The organism is Erwinia typographi (genome assembly GCF_000773975.1).
Lineage (GTDB): Bacteria > Pseudomonadota > Gammaproteobacteria > Enterobacterales > Enterobacteriaceae > Erwinia > Erwinia typographi.
This window is the reverse complement of sequence record NZ_JRUQ01000045.1, coordinates 85,610-102,910: the sequence shown is the minus strand read 5'-3', so window position 1 is coordinate 102,910 and position 17,301 is coordinate 85,610. Positions and strand designations below refer to the sequence as shown.

Annotated in this window: 14 protein-coding genes; 7 read left to right on the top strand and 7 right to left on the bottom strand. The window is 57.5% G+C overall.

What is annotated here, in order from left to right; all coding sequences use genetic code 11:
- Positions 1 to 160 precede the first annotated feature (160 nt).
- Together manA and NG99_RS16505 are read left to right on the top strand one after the other, a co-directional pair.
- A complete protein-coding gene (gene manA / locus NG99_RS16510) occupies positions 161 to 1,351 on the top strand; it encodes a mannose-6-phosphate isomerase (RefSeq protein WP_034895295.1) in 1,191 nt (396 codons plus the stop codon).
- Positions 1,352 to 1,476: 125 nt separating this feature from the next.
- Positions 1,477 to 2,976 carry a YdgA family protein gene (locus tag NG99_RS16505; RefSeq protein WP_034895293.1) on the top strand — a complete coding sequence of 500 codons (1,500 nt, stop codon included), beginning with the start codon at positions 1,477 to 1,479 and terminating at the stop codon, positions 2,974 to 2,976.
- Between the two features lie 44 nt (positions 2,977 to 3,020).
- On the opposite strand, the gene NG99_RS16500 is transcribed toward NG99_RS16505, so the two are convergent.
- Positions 3,021 to 4,052 (bottom strand): Mal regulon transcriptional regulator MalI, encoded by a 1,032-nt coding sequence (locus NG99_RS16500; RefSeq protein WP_034895291.1) that lies wholly within the window; start codon positions 4,050 to 4,052, stop codon positions 3,021 to 3,023.
- Positions 4,053 to 4,246: 194 nt separating this feature from the next.
- Here NG99_RS16500 and malX point away from each other — a divergent pair, with 194 nt between their 5' ends.
- The 3 genes from malX to add all read left to right on the top strand — a co-directional run bounded on the left by malX (position 4,247) and on the right by add (position 8,254).
- Complete coding sequence (gene malX / locus NG99_RS16495) at positions 4,247 to 5,833, top strand: maltose/glucose-specific PTS transporter subunit IIBC (RefSeq protein WP_034895290.1); 1,587 nt, start codon at positions 4,247 to 4,249, stop codon at positions 5,831 to 5,833.
- Between the two features lie 117 nt (positions 5,834 to 5,950).
- Entirely contained in the window at positions 5,951 to 7,138 is a 1,188-nt protein-coding gene (locus NG99_RS16490; protein WP_034895288.1) for a MalY/PatB family protein, read from the top strand.
- A gap of 117 nt (positions 7,139 to 7,255) precedes the next feature.
- A complete protein-coding gene (add, locus tag NG99_RS16485; protein ID WP_034895286.1) occupies positions 7,256 to 8,254 on the top strand; it encodes an adenosine deaminase in 999 nt (332 codons plus the stop codon).
- Between the two features lie 147 nt (positions 8,255 to 8,401).
- On the opposite strand, the gene NG99_RS16480 is transcribed toward add, so the two are convergent.
- From NG99_RS16480 to ytfQ, 5 genes are all read right to left on the bottom strand, one after another.
- Entirely contained in the window at positions 8,402 to 9,442 is a 1,041-nt protein-coding gene (locus NG99_RS16480; protein ID WP_034895284.1) for an oxidoreductase, read from the bottom strand.
- A gap of 181 nt (positions 9,443 to 9,623) precedes the next feature.
- Entirely contained in the window at positions 9,624 to 10,613 is a 990-nt protein-coding gene (gene yjfF / locus NG99_RS16475; protein WP_034895282.1) for a galactofuranose ABC transporter, permease protein YjfF, read from the bottom strand.
- Positions 10,606 to 11,625, bottom strand: coding sequence for a galactofuranose ABC transporter, ATP-binding protein YtfT (gene ytfT, locus NG99_RS16470; protein WP_034895280.1), 1,020 nt, complete (start codon positions 11,623 to 11,625; stop codon positions 10,606 to 10,608). The genes yjfF and ytfT overlap by 8 nt, the downstream gene beginning before the upstream one ends.
- Positions 11,618 to 13,144 carry a galactofuranose ABC transporter, ATP-binding protein YtfR gene (gene ytfR / locus NG99_RS16465; RefSeq protein ID WP_034895278.1) on the bottom strand — a complete coding sequence of 509 codons (1,527 nt, stop codon included), beginning with the start codon at positions 13,142 to 13,144 and terminating at the stop codon, positions 11,618 to 11,620. The genes ytfT and ytfR overlap by 8 nt, the downstream gene beginning before the upstream one ends.
- 54 nt (positions 13,145 to 13,198) lie before the next feature.
- Positions 13,199 to 14,155 carry a galactofuranose ABC transporter, galactofuranose-binding protein YtfQ gene (gene ytfQ, locus NG99_RS16460; protein WP_034895276.1) on the bottom strand — a complete coding sequence of 319 codons (957 nt, stop codon included), beginning with the start codon at positions 14,153 to 14,155 and terminating at the stop codon, positions 13,199 to 13,201.
- 495 nt (positions 14,156 to 14,650) lie between these two features.
- Here ytfQ and ydgT point away from each other — a divergent pair, with 495 nt between their 5' ends.
- Positions 14,651 to 14,866 carry a transcription modulator YdgT gene (ydgT, locus tag NG99_RS16455; protein ID WP_034895274.1) on the top strand — a complete coding sequence of 72 codons (216 nt, stop codon included), beginning with the start codon at positions 14,651 to 14,653 and terminating at the stop codon, positions 14,864 to 14,866.
- A 106-nt stretch (positions 14,867 to 14,972) separates the two neighbouring features.
- Positions 14,973 to 15,413: a DUF2569 domain-containing protein gene (locus NG99_RS16450; RefSeq protein ID WP_034895272.1), complete on the top strand. Its 441-nt coding sequence runs from the start codon at positions 14,973 to 14,975 to the stop codon at positions 15,411 to 15,413.
- Here the strand turns inward: NG99_RS16450 and NG99_RS16445 are convergent.
- The gene (locus tag NG99_RS16445) at positions 15,400 to 17,301 is read right to left on the bottom strand and encodes a hypothetical protein (RefSeq protein WP_157032640.1); all 1,902 of its coding nucleotides are present in this window, start codon (positions 17,299 to 17,301) and stop codon (positions 15,400 to 15,402) included. The genes NG99_RS16450 and NG99_RS16445 overlap by 14 nt on opposite strands.

The window sequence follows — 17,301 nt, the reverse complement described above, 5'->3', positions numbered from 1 at the left end:
CTTCTGGTGCCCGGTAAGGCAAATTGCGCGGGCGATAGTGTGTCATAAGATAATTTAACATTATGCGACTCAATCGTCCTTATTGCACTGCGCATTGTCTTTTTCAGGTGGTTTTCTGTTTTAATACGCGCAGTAATTATCGGAATAAGTGTGAGCTGATATGCAAAAGTTAATCAATACGCTACAAAACTACGCCTGGGGCAGCCGTACCGCCCTGACGGACCTGTATGGCATTGCAAACCCTGATAACCAGCCGATGGCTGAGCTGTGGATGGGCGCGCACCCCAAAAGCCCTTCTCTGGTAGAGGTCGCAGGGAAAAAGCAGTCGCTACGCGAGGTGATTGAAGCCAGTAAGGCCGGGCTGTTAAGCCAGGCGGTCGCCGATCGCTTCGGCGAGCTGCCGTTCCTGTTTAAGGTGCTCTGCGCCGACCAGCCGCTTTCGATTCAGGTTCACCCAAGCAAGGCGGCGGCCGAAGTCGGCTTCGCTAAGGAAAACGCGGCGGGCATTCCGCTCGACGCGCCGAATCGTAACTATAAAGATGCCAATCATAAACCGGAACTGGTGTACGCGCTGACGCCGTTTAAAGCGATCAACGGTTTCCGCGAGCTGCACGAAATTATCTCGCTGTTGCAGCCGGTGGCTGGCGCGCACCCCGCCATTGCGCATTTCCTCCAGTCGCCAACGATGGGCGGATTGTCCGAACTGTTTACCGCTTTGCTGTCGATGCAGGGCGAAGAGAAAAGCCTGGCGCTGGATCTGCTGAAAAATCAAGTGGGCAGTCAGCAGGGAGAGCCGTGGACGACCATTAAGCTGATCGCTGAATTTTATCCTGATGACAGCGGGCTGTTCTCGCCGCTGCTGCTCAACGTCATTGAGCTACAGCCCGGCGAAGCGATGTTCCTGTTTGCCGAAACACCTCACGCCTATTTGCAGGGCGTGGCGCTGGAAGTGATGGCGAATTCCGACAACGTGCTGCGCGCCGGGCTGACGCCAAAATATATCGACATTCCTGAGCTGATCGCCAACCTGAAGTTTGAGCCCCGCCCTTATGCCAGCCTGCTGACCAGGCCGGAGAAAGCGGGCGATACGCTGAATTTCCCGGTGCCGGTAGAGGATTTTGCCTTTTCGCTGCACCAGCTCAGCCCCCAGCCCGCCACGGTTCAGCAGCAAAGCGCGGCGATTCTGTTCTGCATTGACGGCCAGGCTACCCTCAACCATAACGGCCAGCAGCTGACGCTGCAGCCCGGTGAATCCTGTTTCGTGCCGGCCACGGAATCGCCAATAACGCTCGCCGGTCACGGACGAGTGGCACGCGTCTTTAACGATCTACAGCAAATGCGGCTGACGTAAACCGCGACAATTGCTATTATTAATCAAATTTTTAAACAAAAACGCCCCAGGGCGTTTTTTATTCGCCAGGCATTTGCTACAGGCCAGATTTGCCGGCGCCAGTGACTAAAAGGACGACTTTACAGATGAAAAAGACAAAGGTAGCGATAGGTGTGGTAGTCGCACTCGGCGTGATTTGGACCGGAAGCGCATGGTTTACCGGAAAACAGCTGGAAAAGAACATGGATCGACTGGTGCAGAATGCTAATGCCCAGCTGAATAATATGGCACCGGAAAGCCGCCTGCAGCTCAGCTACCAGGATTTCCAGCGGGGGGTTTTCAGCAGCTCCGCACGCCTGGTTCTGCAATCCAGCTCGCAGACGGAAGACAACTCAATTATTAAACCGGGCCAGAGCATCGTGTTTGATGAAAAAATCGATCACGGCCCCTTCCCGTTCGCCCAGCTGAAAAAACTCAACCTGATCCCAAGCATGGCGTCGGTGCATACCCAGCTGGAAAATACCGACGCAGTGAAAAAGCTGTTTGAAATGACCAAAGGCCAGTCGATTATTCAGGCTGAGACGAGGCTAGGCTACGGCGGCTCAACCGCATCTGACATTCAGCTACTGCCGCTGGATTATAACAATACGCAGACCGGCGAGCGTTTTGCCTCAAACGGCGGCACGATTAACGTCAGCGCCGATGATAAGGGCGATAAAGTCGATCTGAGCGGGAATCTGGACAGCCTGGTGCTGACCACCAAAAATCAGCTGGATATGCCGGTGGTATTTACCGCCAACGGCCTCAAGATGGATGCCAGCACGCATCTCAGCCCGGAAGGGGTACGCATCGGCGATCAGAGCATTAACCTGCAAAAGCTCACCGCGATGGTGAACGGCCAGGAGGCATTTACCGCTGAAGGCCTGAACGGTAAGTCCTCGTTCAACTCCGAGAAGAGCCAGATTTCCGGCAATATCGACTACGCGCTGGATTCACTTAAGCTGCAAAATCAGAACTTTGGCCAGGGCAAGCTGGCTATTAAGCTGTCGCAGTTTGACGCTAACGGCATGAAGGCTTTCTCTGACAGCTACAACACGCAGGTTCAGGCGCTGATGAATGAGCCTGGCATCAGCGATAACCCGGAAGTTTATCAACAGCGCATCAGCCAGATTTTCTCCGCTAACCTGCCGCTGCTGCTGAAAGGCGATCCGGTGGTGAATATCGCGCCGTTTAGCTGGAAGAATGATAAGGGCGAGAGCAGCCTCAATCTTTCCGTGCACTTCAAAGACCCGGCTACCGGCACGGCGCAGCCGCAGAACATCAGCCAGGCCGTGGACAACGTGCTGAAAACGCTGGACGGCAAGCTGATCATCAATATGCCAATGGCGACGGAAATGATGACTCAGGTGGCGACGGCAGAAGGCTACAAGCAGGAAGACGCCACCAAGCTGGCAGACCAGCAGGTCAAGGGCGTGGCGGCAATGGGACAGATGTTTAAGCTGACCACTCAGCAGGACAATAACATTGTCACCAGCCTGCAATACGCTACCGGCCAGGTCACCATGAACGGCGAAAAAATGCCGCTCGATCAATTCCTGGCGCGCTACATGTTGGGTGGCGGCGCCCCAACGGAAATGCCTCAGTAACGCAGCTTAATCGGTTTTCAGGGCGCGACTATCGCGCCCTTTTTTTATGCCGAGCCGCGCTCGATGAGTACCGGCGGCAGGATCACGTTTTGCACCGCACCGAGCGGTTCAGCCATCCTTTGCAGCAGTCTTTGAGCGGCGCTGCGGCCAATTTCGCGGGCTGAGCTGGTGATAAAGGTCAGCGGCGGATCGGTCAGCTCCGCTTCCGGCGAATCGCCAAAGCCTACCAGCGCCATCTGCTGGCCGTAATAGCTGTCCATTCCACCTTTGCCAATGGTTCTGCCGGTATGCTGCAAGCCAAAATAGCAGCCCAGCGCAACCGAAGCGTTATGGCAGAGGATAGCGGTGATAGTCGGATGATAGTGAATCAGCTTTTCGGTCACTTCGGCCACGTCCCGCTGATAACGCCCGCTTTCGATGATCCATTCGCTGCGAAAAGGCAGGCCGTACTGTAATAGCGTGGAGCAGTAACCGCCGATCCGCTCTGCCCGCGTCAGCGAAGAGCCCGATCCTCCCAGCCAGGCAATGCAGTGATGCCCGCGTTTGATCAGGTATTCGGTGGCTATTTTCGCCGCGTGAAGATTATCCGGTCGAATCGAGTCAGTCTCTTCGAGGCTGCTGGCCCTGGCGGCGCAGATCAGCGCAATCCCCTGCTCGCGCGCTTTCGCCACCAGATGCGAGGCGTTTTCCGCCCCGCCGCCCAGCACAATGCCTTCCACGCCCTGAGCCACCAGCGTGTCAAAGCAGCGATCGATATTTTGCCCTTTTGCCCCGCTTTGGGTCAGAAACAGCACTTTGCCGTTCTTCTCCAGCCCTTCACTCAGGCCCGCGGTCATCTCAGCATAAAACGGCTGGCAGAGATCGCGAACAATCAGTCCGATCACCCCGCTGCCTCCGCCACGCAGCATGGTAGCAGAGCGATTGGGCACAAAATCGAGCGCGCGGATAGCCTGGTTAACCCGCTCCGAGGTGGCGGTTGATATCCGCCCCTTGCCGGAAAGCACCAGGGAAACCGTGGTGACAGAAACCCCGGCTTCCTGCGCAACGTCATTAATAGTGATTTTTTTCAGCGACATAATTTGCCCAGCCAGCAGTGCGTTCGTACTTCGGAATCGAAACAGCAGATAAAACGTTACACCGCCCGCTATGAAAATAAAACCTAAAGCCCCGTGAAGAGTGTGACTGATAACGCATTAATGGCAGGTAAAACGTTTTATCATTTTTTTATCTCAGCAGCGGCTGAGCTTTTTTATGCCAGGAGAGCCCACCCATGTCGGCCACAAAACAAAAAATCACCCTCTGGGAATTTTTCCAGAGCTTAGGCAAAACCTTTATGCTGCCCGTTGCGCTGCTGTCGTTCTGCGGCATTATGCTGGGCATTGGCAGCTCGCTAAGCAGCCATGATGTGATCACGCTGATCCCGTGGCTGGGCAATCATGTGCTGCAACTCATTTTTATGTGGATGAGCAAAGTCGGCTCGTTCGCCTTCAGCTACCTGCCGGTGATGTTTGCTATCGCCATCCCGCTGGGGATGGCGCGGGAAAATAAAGGCGTGGCGGCTTTCTCCGGCTTTGTCGGCTTTGCGGTCATGAACCTGGCGGTGAACTTCTGGCTCAATGCCAGGGGAATCCTGCCGACCACCGACGCCGCCGTGCTGAAAGCCAATAACATTCAGAATATTATCGGCATCCAGTCAATCGACACCGGTATTCTTGGCGCGGTGATCGTGGGGATCATCGTCTTTTATCTGCACGAACGTTTTCACACCATCCGCCTGCCGGATGCGCTGGCGTTTTTTGGCGGCACCCGCTTCGTACCGATTATTACCACCCTGGTGATGGGCCTGGTTGGCCTGGTGATCCCGCTGATCTGGCCGTGGTTTGCCGCAGCGATTACCGGCCTTGGCTGGGTTATCAATGGCGCGGGCGAGTTTGGCCCGATGATATTCGGCACTGGCGAACGCCTGCTGCTGCCGTTTGGCTTGCAGCATATTCTGGTGGCGATCATTCGCTTCACCGACGCGGGCGGCACCCTGGACGTCTGTGGACACAGCGTCAGCGGCGCGCTGACCATTTTCCAGGCCCAGCTTTCCTGCCCCACCTCCGGCGGCTTTGCTGAAAGCGCCACGCGCTTCCTGTCGCAGGGTAAAATGCCAGCCTTCCTCGGTGGCCTGCCCGGCGCGGCGCTGGCGATGTATCACTGCGCCCGCCCGGAAAACCGTCATAAAATTAAGGGGCTGCTGATTTCTGGCGTGGTCGCCTGCGTGGTAGGCGGCACTACCGAACCGATTGAATTCCTGTTCCTGTTTGTCGCGCCAGTGCTGTATGTGATCCACGCGCTGTTAACCGGCCTGGGCTTCACCGTGATGGCGGTGCTGGGCGTCACCATCGGCAATACCGACGGTAACGTGATCGACTTTGTGGTCTTTGGCATCCTGCACGGCCTGTCGACCAGGTGGTACTACGTCCCGCTAGTGGCGGCAATCTGGTTTGCGGGCTACTACCTGATTTTCCGCTTCGCTATCACCCGCTTTAATATCAAAACGCCGGGTCGCGACGTGGATACCGCTACCGTGGAGAAACACTTCTCAGCAACCGTTGGCAAGTCTGGCTATAACACGCCGGCAATTCTTGCGGCGCTGGGCGGAATGGATAACATTACTTCTCTCGATAACTGCCTGACCCGCCTGCGCCTCCAGGTGAAGGATATGAGCCTTGTCGACGATGCGGCGCTGAAGGCCAACCGCGTCATCGGCGTGGTGCACCTCAATCAGCACAGCCTGCAGGTGGTGATCGGCCCGCAGGTGCAGTCGGTGAAGGATGAGATGGCCAGTATCATGACCACCGCAGCAGGCTGAACGATAGCCGGACGAGCAAAACCATTCCGGCAACGCGAAAGGAAACAGACCGTTTGACACTCAGGGGCGAATTTTCGCCCCTCTTCGCAGGCCTGTCCTGCCCGACCCAGAGGTTTTATGTTTGATTTTGACCAGGTGACAGATCGACACGGAAGCTGGTGTACCCAGTGGGATTTTGTCGCCGATCGCTTTGGCCGCGACGACCTGCTGCCCTTCACCATTTCCGATATGGATTTTGCCACCGCGCCCTGCATTATCGCCGCGCTACAACAGCGAGTGACCCACGGCGTGTTCGGCTACAGCCGCTGGCAGCACGAAGACTTTCTCTCGGCTATCGCCCACTGGTATCAGCAACGCTTTCAAACCAGCGTCGATGCCCGGCAAATCGTTTACGGTCCATCCGTGATCTATATGGTGGCCCAGATGATCCGACACTGGTCCAGCCCTGGCGACGGCGTGCTGATCCACACGCCAGCCTACGATGCCTTTTATAAGGCCATTGAGGGCAATCAGCGCAAGGTGCTGGCGCTCCCTTTAAAAAAGCAGGCTGCCGGATGGCACTGTAATATGGCCGAACTGGAGTCCCTGCTGGCCCGCGACGAGTGCAAGGTGATGCTGCTGTGCAGTCCGCATAACCCAACGGGAAAAGTGTGGTGCCGCAAGGAGCTGGAGCAGATGTCGGTACTTTGCCAGCGGCACGGCGTGCGCGTCATCAGCGACGAAATCCATATGGATATGGTGATGAGCGACGCGCAGCACATTCCCTGGAGCAACGTCGCCAAATCGCCCTGGGCGCTGTTCACCTCAGCCTCGAAGAGCTTTAATATTCCGGCGCTGACCGGTGCATGGGGGCTGATTAGCGATGAGCAGGATCGCCAGGCGTGGTTCCATGCGCTGAAAAACGCCGATGGCCTGTCTTCGCCCGCCGTGCTGGCGGTGGCAGCGCATATCGCGGCTTATCGCGAAGGGGAAAGCTGGCTCGACGCGCTGCGCGCCTATCTTAAAGCAAATCTTGAGCACGTCGCCGCGCGACTTAACCAGGCCTTTCCTCAGCTTGACTGGCAGCCGCCGCAGGCTACCTATCTGGCGTGGATCGACCTCACGCCGCTGGGGCTGGACGATGTCGCGCTGCAGCAGGAGCTGATTGAGCGGCAGAAGGTGGCGATCATGCCCGGCTCGACCTATGGCGCGCAGGGTAAAGGCTTTCTGCGGCTGAACGTAGGCTGTCCGCGCAGTAAAGTGGATGACGGCCTCGACCGCCTGATTGCGGCGATCGGGGCGCTGCGTAAGTCCGCTGCCCGCTAGCCGCCGCAAGCACAAATAATCAGCACTTAAAGAGACGATTGCGCAATTCGCTGGCAGTGTTGCGCAAATTGTTTTTATACTGTTATGCACTTATTAAAACAACATGAGTGCGCCGACATGATCGATACCCAGCTTCCCCTCACCGATATTCATCGCCACCTTGACGGCAATATTCGTGCACAGACCATTCTGGATTTAGGCCAGGAATTTAACCTTACCCTGCCCGCCACCACGCTGGAAAGCCTGCGTCCGCACGTCCAGGTAACCCAAACCGAGCCCGACCTGATCAGCTTTCTGAACAAGCTGGACTGGGGCGTTAAGGTTCTTGGCTCGCTGGACGCCTGCCGCCGCGTAGCGATGGAAAACGTCGAAGACGCCGCCCGCGCCGGGATACACTACGCCGAACTGCGCTTCTCGCCGGGCTATATGGCGATGAGCCACGGCCTGCCGGTGGCTGGCGTGGTCGAAGCGGTCATCGACGGCATTCGCGCCGGGTGCCAGCAGCACAATATTGACGTGCGGCTGATTGGCATTATGAGCCGCACCTTTGGCGAGGAAGCCTGTCTGCGCGAGCTGGAAGGCCTGCTGGCCCATCGCGACGGTATTACCGCGCTCGATCTGGCCGGAGACGAACTTGGCTTCCCCGGCAGCCAGTTCCTGAGCCACTTCACGCGGGCGCGCGATGCTGGCTTGCGCATCACCGTGCACGCGGGCGAAGCCGCTGGCCCGGACAGCATCTGGCAGGCGATTCGCGAGCTGGGCGCCGAGCGTATCGGCCACGGCGTGAAGGCGGTAGAAGACCCGGCGCTGATGGATTTTCTCGCCACCCATCAGATCGGCGTAGAATCGTGCCTGACCTCCAATATTCAGACCAGCACCGTCTCCTCGCTGGCGCATCACCCGCTGGCAGCCTTCCTTGACCACGGCATTCTGGCCACCATCAACACTGACGATCCCGCCGTACAGGGCATTGAGCTGGCGTATGAGTATGAGGTCGCGGCGCCGCAGGCGGGGCTGAGCAAGGCCCAGATCCGCACGGCGCAGGAAAACGGGCTGAAGATTGCGTTTCTTAGCGAGGCGGAAAAGGCGGCGGTACGCGCCCGCGTGGCGGCGTGATAGCCTGACGCAGCCTGGTCGCTGGTTCCCCTCCTCAACGGGCTTCTGTTTTCTACCCGGCCCGGCAACCTGGCGCTAAATTTAGCGCAAGAAAAAGCCCCGCTCAGTTTTAACGCTGAGCGGGGCTTTTTACGCTGACAGTCCGGACTATTTCAGCGACATCGTCTGACGCTTCTCGGCCGACTGCAGGCCAAGCTCAATCAGCTCCATCACCTGAATCGCTTGTTCAGCGGTGACCGGATTGCTGCCGTCGCCGTTGATCGCATCGCGGATACCCGCATAGTAGGCCGGATAGTTACCAGGGATGGTCAGCAGCGTCTCTTCAACCAGCAGATCGTCCTTCGTCAGCGTCACCACTCCGTCGCGCATATCATAGCCCCAGTCCTCCTGCGGCGGACGCGCCCCCGCTTTCAGACTGTCTTCCTGCGGGTCCAGACCGTATTTAACATAGCTGCCGCGCGTGCCGTGAACCTGATAGCGAGCCGATTCAGCCGCCACCAGCATACTGCCATGCAGCACAATCCGGCGCTGAGGATAGGTCAGCACGGCGTGGAAATAGTCGGTGGTTTGCGCGCCGGGGCGCAGCTCAGCCATATCGACGTTGATTGCCACCGGCGAACCAAACAGCTGTAGCGCCTGGTCAATCAGATGCGGCCCCAGATCGTACCAGATACCGCTGCCCGCGCCCTTCTGCTCGCGCCAGCGGTTGCGAACTTCCAGACGGAAGCGGTCAAAATGCGACTCAAAATAGCGTACTTCGCCCAGCGTGCCTTCGGCCAGCAGAGTCTTCAGCGTCAGGAAGTCGCTGTCCCAGCGGCGGTTATGGAACACAGAAAGCAGCAGCCCCTTCGCTTTTGCCAGCGCGTCCAGCTCGTGAGCCTGCGACAGCGTGACGGTAAACGGCTTGTCCACGACCACATGTTTCCCGGCATTCAGCGCGGCTTTTGCCAGCGGAAAGTGGGTGTCGTTAGGGGTAGGAATAACGATCAGCTGTAGCGAGGGATCGTCAAATAAGGTTTGTGGATCGGTAACTACCTGAGTAGATGGCCAGTCAGCGCGCACTTTGCTGGCATCGCTGCTGGAGACCGCCGCCAGTTCCATCCCGGCAGTTCCGGCGATCAGAGGCGCATGGAAGGTCTTGCTGGCGAAGCCGTAACCGACCAGCCCTACACGAATTTTGTCGCTCATTTGTATTCCTCTTGTCACTTACCCCGTTGATTTAAGACTATCAGCGGGGTAAGGACAAGCGGGATTTACCTGAATTAACCGTTAAGCTTAACTATTGGCACTTCCGGGCAAATCCCAGGTCTCCTGAGCCACCAGCGCGTTGTGCGCGTTCAGCGAACATTATTGACTCAGCAATGACGAGTTACCAGCCCGACAGCCGTTTCACCGGCGCATTCTGCTGGCGATCCCACATCACGGTCAGCAAACGCTGCAGCGCGATAAAGGCAAACAGCAGAATGCCGATGGCAATTTTGGTCCACCAGGAGCTGAGCGTGCCGTCGAAATTGATCCAGGTCTGAATTAACCCCTGAATCAGTACGCCGAACAGCGTACCGAGCACCGTGCCGACGCCGCCGGACAGCAGCGTCCCGCCAATCACTACCGACGCAATCGCATCCAGCTCTACGCCCATGCCAGCCAGCGCGTAGCCTGACGAAGTGTAGATGGAGAAGACAATCCCGGCCAGCGTCGCCAGCGCGGAAGAGAGCATGTAAATGCGAATGGTGGTGCTGCGGGTTGAGATGCCCATCAACTGGGCTGAGGTGACGTTGCCGCCGATGGCGTAAACCTGGTTGCCGAAGCGGCTGCGGTGCGCCAGCACAATGCCGAAAACCACCACCAGCAGCATGATAACCGCGAGCAGGCTCAGCCGCCCTCCTCCCGGAATTTTCCATGCCAGGCTGGAGAGCGTGGTGTAGAGCGGATGATCGATCGGCAGCGAACTTTCAGAGACCAGAAAGCTACTGCCGCGCAGGAAGAACATCCCGGCCAGGGTGATGATAAACGCCGGGATCTTCAGCGCATCGATAAGCCAGCCCATCAGCGCGCCAAACGCCGACCCCATCACCATCACCAGCGCAAACGCCAGCCACGGATCGAGGTGATAATCACCGATGGCTCTGGCGAGGAATACGCCGGTAAAGGCGATAACCGCGCCGACGGAGAGATCGATCCCTCCTGAGAGGATCACAAACGTCATCCCGACGGCAATGATGCCGAGGAAAGCGTTATCGGTAAGGATATTGGCGATCACCCGCGTTGAGGCAAAGCCAGGAAACTGGCTGAGGCAGAACAGATACCCGGCGACAAACACCAGCAGGGTTATCATTAGGGGAAGATGACGTTTAACCACCCTGGCCTCCTCGCTTGAAAAGTTGAATAAACCGCGGAGACTGCATCAACAGCACCGCCATCACCACCACAGCCTTCACCACCTGATTCAGCTCCGGCGGGAAGCCCGACAGCAGAATGCCAGTGTTCATCGCCTGAATAATCAGCGCGCCCACCAGCGAAAGCAGCAGGTTAAAGCGGCCGCCCATCAGCGACGCGCCGCCGATTACCACGGCAAGGATGGCGTCCAGCTCCAGCCACAGCCCGGCGTTGTTGGCGTCGGCGCCGCGAATATCGGCCGCGACGATCAGCCCGGCCACCGCGGCGCAAAGCCCGCTGACCGCATAGGTGGTCATCACGATCAGCCAGCCGTTGACCCCGGCATTTCGGGCGGCCCGCAGGTTGATGCCGACGGCCTCAATAAACATTCCCAGTGCCGTTTTGCGGGTCAGCAGCCAGACCAGCAGCGCCACCGCCAGCGTGATCCAGACGGGCACCGGAAACAGCCACAGCGTTCCGCTGCCCAGCCGCGCCAGCGAGTCGCTGTCGAAGGTGACGATTTGTCCCTGGGTAATCAGTTGCGCAATGCCTCGTCCCGCCACCATCAGGATCAGCGTGGCGACAAAGGGCTGGATCTTCAGCAGCGCCACCAGGATACCGTTCCACAGGCCGCATAACAGGCCAGTTCCCAGCGTAGCCAGAATAATAACCGCCAGGCTGTGCCCGGACACGGTCAGCGTGGCCGCCGTCGCACCCGCGATCGCCATCACCGCCCCTACCGACAGATCGATACCGCCGGTGGCGATCACCAGTGTCATACCGATTGACAACAGAGCTACCGGTGCCGCGCGGTTTAAAATATCGATTGGGCTGCCGAACAGGCGCCCATCCTGCAGGTGAATGGCGAAAAAGTTACTGGCGACCAGGCTGTCAACAATCAGCACCAGCACCAGCGCCGCGATTTGCGGCATTCCCGCTGGTAGTTTGCGTGTAAACATGCGCGTTTTCCCCGGCACCAGAGGTGACTCAAGCATGTTGCGCCCCTCCTGCCGCTATAGCATTAACAATGGCGGCCACCGAGAGTTGTTCCAGAGGGATTTCCGCCACCTGCTGGCGATCCCTCAGGATCAGCACCCGATCCGCATACCCCACCAGTTCTTCCAGCTCCGAGGAGATCACCAGCAGCGCCAGACCGTCGGCACACAGCGATTCAATCAGCCGGATAATTTCAGCGTGCGCGCCGACGTCGATACCGCGGGTTGGCTCATCAAGGATCAAAAACTGCGGCCGGGTCACCAGCCAGCGGGACAGCAGCACTTTTTGCTGATTGCCCCCGGAGAGCAGCTCAACCGGCTGCCCGGCATCCGGCGTGCGAATGCCCATCGCCTTGATAAAACGCTCGGCGATTTGCTGCTGCTCGCGGCGTTTAATTGGTCGCAGCCAGCCGCGCTGCGCCTGTAGGGCCAGAATGATGTTTTCGCGCACCGAGGCCGCACCCACGATGCCGTCGGTTTTACGATCTTCCGGGCAAAAACCCATGCCCAGGCGCGATGCCTGAGCCGGCGTGCGGATTGTTCGCTGCTTACCCTTGATAAATGCCGTGCCGCTGTCGGCGCGCTTAATGCCAAACAGCAGCTCCGCCGTTTCTGTCCTGCCCGATCCCAGCAGCCCGGCCAGGCCAACGGCCTCGCCCGGACGCACGCTCAGGCTAAAAGGCTCGATGGTGCCCTTCTTGCCATAATCGCGGAACTCCACTACCGGCTGATTACTTTTCAGGGTGCTTCCAGCCCGCTTCAGGGCGGTTTCCAACAGCTCACGCCCCAGCATCAGCTTAATCAGCTCAATCTGCGGCAGCTCGCGCGTTTCACGCGTGGCAACGAACTGACCGTTGCGCAGTACCGTAATGCGATCGCTGACCTTATACACCTGATCCAGAAAGTGAGTGACGAAGATCAGGCTCATACCTTTAGCCTTGAGCTGATTCATCAGCGTGAACAGCATCTCGACTTCGCTGGCGTCCAGGCTGGCGGTCGGTTCGTCGAGGATCAGTACCTTTGCCGAGAGATCCACCGCGCGGCAGATAGCAATAATTTGCTGCATCGCCACCGAGTACTGCCCCAGCGGCCGGGTTACGTCCAGCTCAAAACCGTAGCTGTTTAGCAACGCCTGGGCTTTGCGCACCAGGGTTTTACGGTCAATCAGGCCAAAGCGGCGCGGTTCGCGGCCAATAAACAGATTGTCCGCCACCGACATATTCGGCAGCAGATTCACTTCCTGATAAACGGTGCCGATGCCGATAGCCTGCGCTTCAGCGGTGCTTTGTGGATTAATGGCGACCCCTTCCAGGGCAATGCTGCCGGCATCACGCTTATACACGCCGGTCAGCACCTTGATGATGGTCGATTTACCCGCGCCATTTTCCCCCAGCAGCGCCATGATTTCGCCAGGACGGATATCGAAAGAGACATTGTCCAGCGCTTTAACGCCGGGGAAGGCCTTACTGACGCCGCTAATGCTCAGCAGCGGCGGCGGAGATGTGTTCTGGGAGATCATACGGCTTCGCCTCAACCATGAAAAAAGCCGCCTGAGAACCAGGCGGCGCGGAGGTTAGTAACCCATACCTTTTTTCTTGTCTAACTGAGACTGCGCATCGGCAGGCAGATACAGCTTCGATTCAGTTTTGATGATTTTTGGCGGCAGGGTGCCGTCTTTCTTGAATTTAGCCAGCGCATCGAACGCCGGGCCAGCCATATTTGGCGTCAGCTCGACGTTGGCATTAGCGTCACCAGCCAGCATCGCTTTATAAATATCCGGCACGCCGTCGATGGAGCCGGTCAAAATATCTTTGCCTGGTTTCAGACCGGCTTCCTTAATGGCCTGGATAGCGCCGATAGCCATATCATCATTGTGGGCATAAACCATGCAGATATTTTTGCCGTTATTTTCCGCCTTAATAAAGCTTTCCATCACCTCTTTACCCTTGCTGCGGGTAAAATCGCCGGACTGGGAGCGAATGATCTTAATGCCAGGCGCGCTGGCAATCGCTTCGGCAAAGCCTTTTTTACGATCGATGGCTACGCTGGCGCCGACGGTGCCCTGTAGCTCAACCACGTTACAAGGTTTACCGGCCTGCTCTTTCACCAGCCAGTCGCCGATCAGCTTGCCTTCGTAAACGTTATCCGCCGTGACCACCGCCATATACAGCGACTTGTCCTTCACCAGAATGGCGCGGTCCAGCAGGAACACCGGGATTTTTGCATCTTTAGCTTCTTCCAGCACCGGTTCCCAGCCCGTCTGCACCACCGGAGCGATAAAGATCGCATCGACGCCCTGGGCGATAAACGAGCGCACGGCTTTGATCTGGTTCTCCTGTTTCTGCTGACCATCAGCAATTTTTAGCGTGATGCCCCGCTTCTGGGCCTCACTTTTCGCCACGCTGGTTTCCGCCGCACGCCAGCCTGATTCAGAGCCAACCTGCGAGAAACCCACCGTCATAGATTCAGCCAGCGCGGCGCCCGATAAGCTAGCGCTGATGAGGGTGGTCAAAAGTAAACGCTTCCACATGATCATTTTTCCTCTGAAGGGATTTCGTTATGTAGGGTCAAACGCCACTAAATCCTGGACTATCCCGGGGAAAACATTTTCGACAAAGCTCACAAAATACAATAATTAAAAGAGCTTACGCGATTAGCGAGATCGGCGTTACGATTACCAGATATGGATGAAACGCACGGACATGCTGACGGTCATGTTAAATAACTGTAATAAACATAAGCGCTTAACACGCGCAACAATGGAAGCGATTACAACAGCACGTCAGCTTCTGTCATCAAGGGCGAGTTTTCAGCGGCGCAGGAAATTAGTCGTTTTGTGACATATGCCACATCTAGCCAGCGCCAGCGTTTAAGCAGAGGGAATTAAGGAAATAAATGGCGTTAAAAATACTTAAAATTCTTACTCAGTATTCTGAAAATACAGGGTTTTCACCTTTTTCCCTCTGGACAGTTTCCCCGCCAGCCTTATACTTGAGTCTCTTACTTCTCACCCCTGACGGCCATCATGACAGTTCAAGATTATCTGTTGAAATTTCGTAAAGTAAGCTCACTGGAGACGCTGGAAAAGCTGTTCGATCATCTGAATTATTCTCTTACCGATACCAAAGAGATTGTTAATATGTACCGCGCCGCCGATCATCGCCGTGCTGAACTGGCTTCCGGTGGCCGTCTGTTTGATTTAGGCTGCGTACCTAAATCAGTGTGGCGCTACGTGGTGTAAATTTTCCGTTCAATATTCACCTGGCCTTCCGTATACTCCTTGGTCCCTGTCGGGCGAGACTCGTTTGGACAACAAACGGCCTGTAACCGTTGTATAAGGATCAAGAGTGGCTACTGATTCAACACCGCGCATTGCCGGACTGCTGCTGGTGCCGCTGGCCTGGTTAATTATGACCATGCTGACCAGTGCGGTGGTGGTTGCAATGTATTTAAGCGCGCTAATGACGCCGGAATTACGCAGCGCCCTGTTCACTAACACCCACTCTTTTGCGATGCAGTGGGGCATCTCTCTGCTCACCTCCCTGTTGGTCTGGGTCTACAGCATTTGGGTGACCTGGATATTTTGTAAGCGCTCCCGTCGGCTGCCTCGCCACTATATTATCTGGCTGTTGGTGACGGTGCTGCTGGCGATTAAGACTTTCGCCTTTTCGCCGGTCAGCGATGCTGCCGCCATCAGAACGCTGCTGATCGCCCTGCTGGCAGCGGCTGTATTAGTCCCCTATTTCAAGCGCTCTCAGCGGGTAAAAACCACCTTTATCGAGCCCTGAGTTCGTGTCCGCTGGCTGCCCGCGTAGCAAGACACAGCACCTGCCAGGCCTGAAGCTGAGCGGGTGCGGTCACCCTCTTCTGATCTTGCTCTGCCGACAGAGAAAACAGCGTGCGGCAAGGCTGTTCCGGCGGGATGATGGCTACCACGCTGTCGGTCAGGTTTGCCAGCAGCCAGTACTCGTGGGCATCCTGCCACAGCCGGAGGCGGACCTCGCCCGCGTCTCCCCAGCTGGCCTGATACTGGTAGCCCGCCACGCTGGCTAAAAAGTTCACCACATGCCAGGCAGGCCAGACCGCCTCAGCGGCTTGCCCGCCTGCGGCGCTCAGGCCGAGACTGCCCGAGAGTGCCGCCGGGCACCAGTGACCAATATCAGCACCCTGCAACTGTGCCAGATAGCCCACCAGCCAGCCGGCAAAAAAGATGCCGCGCTGGCGCGGATCGGCGCTGGTCATGGTCAACCGGACGTTATCCGGATTGGGATAAACATGGTCGCCATAAGGGTTGCTTTGCATACTGATCATCCCCGGACCAAGGCGATAGGGTTTAGCTTTACCGATAAACGAACGCGTGGTTTGGGTGATATAAGGCAGGGATTCCAGCGTCTGCACGACCGCCAGATCGGCGGCATCGTGCACAATCGGGCAGGTTGCATGGGTGATAAAATCCACCAGTTCAACCGGCGGCCTCTTGCGGTTCAGCTCGGTGAAATAACTCAGCATTCCTCCCCCGAGCGCCACGCCGGTAAAAATTTCCCTCGCTGCCAGGTAAATCTCGTCCAGCGGTGGACACCAGGGCCACTGGCTGCCCGGCGGCGTCGATCCTAAGTCTGGTTCAGGCGAGAGCGCCACTGACAAGGGGTGAATACCGTACTCCAGCAGCCGCTGCCAGAATGCCCGCATCGGCTGCCTGAAGTCCTGTTCAGGATCGACAGGCAGCACATACTCGATATGCAGAGGCAGCTTCACGTCAAGCGAAGCCAGCTGGCGCAAAAGCCCGGCCAGCGCCGGGAGGTCCTTTAAATCGTGCTGAGAAGGATGGCAGCGATAGAGCAGATAACCCGGCGCCAGCGCCCTCAGCTTCTCCGCACTTTGCCGATCCTTGAGGATTTCGCTGGTGACCAGGCAGCCAGTCAGCGGGACTGTCCCCGCCGGTTTCACCGCTGGCGCAGGTTGCGGGCGCGGCTCTTCGCCACTGGCGGTAAACGTCAGCTGCTGCTCAACGCTCTCCCCACCCGCGATGTTATAAGGCCAGGGCTTCTCCAGCGGGCGCGAATAGACCTTGTAGGAGCCATCGGACCAGGCGCGCTGGTCCTCCATTTCAAAGATGTCTCCCTGATAATCAGTCCGGACGCTAATGCCCCTGCGGTGCCGGTAGCTCAGCGAGGCGATCGCCTTAAAAGGCTGCCAGGGCTCGATCAGCGTCGGAAAATTGCCCTGCCGCAGCTCTCCGCTGGCGCTGGTGACCTCCACTGGCGATCCCACCACGCCATCCAGCGGATAAAGTACCGTGAACCCAGTTCGCGCCGTCTGAAAGTCTGTCTCAGCGACAAACCGGGCGGAGAGCGTCAGTCGGCCCTCCGCCGTCAGGGTGAAGGTGCTGTCAATGGTCAGATTATTGCCGTCGTCGACCCGGCAGGCTTTGCTGATTTTAATCAGGATCAGATCCTGGCTGGCGATCGCTTCACTGCTGACTATTTCTGCTTCGCAGGTTCCCCAGTTCGCATCGCGGATCACAAACGCCGCCGAACGAATCACCTCCACGCCGTCAAAACGCAGCGCCTTGAGATCGCCGTTAACCAGCGTGAAGGTCCAGCGGCCAAGGGCGAATGCGCTGCCCTTGTCCACAGGCTGGTCGGTGCCAAAAAGTTTTTCTGCGGTTGAGCGCAT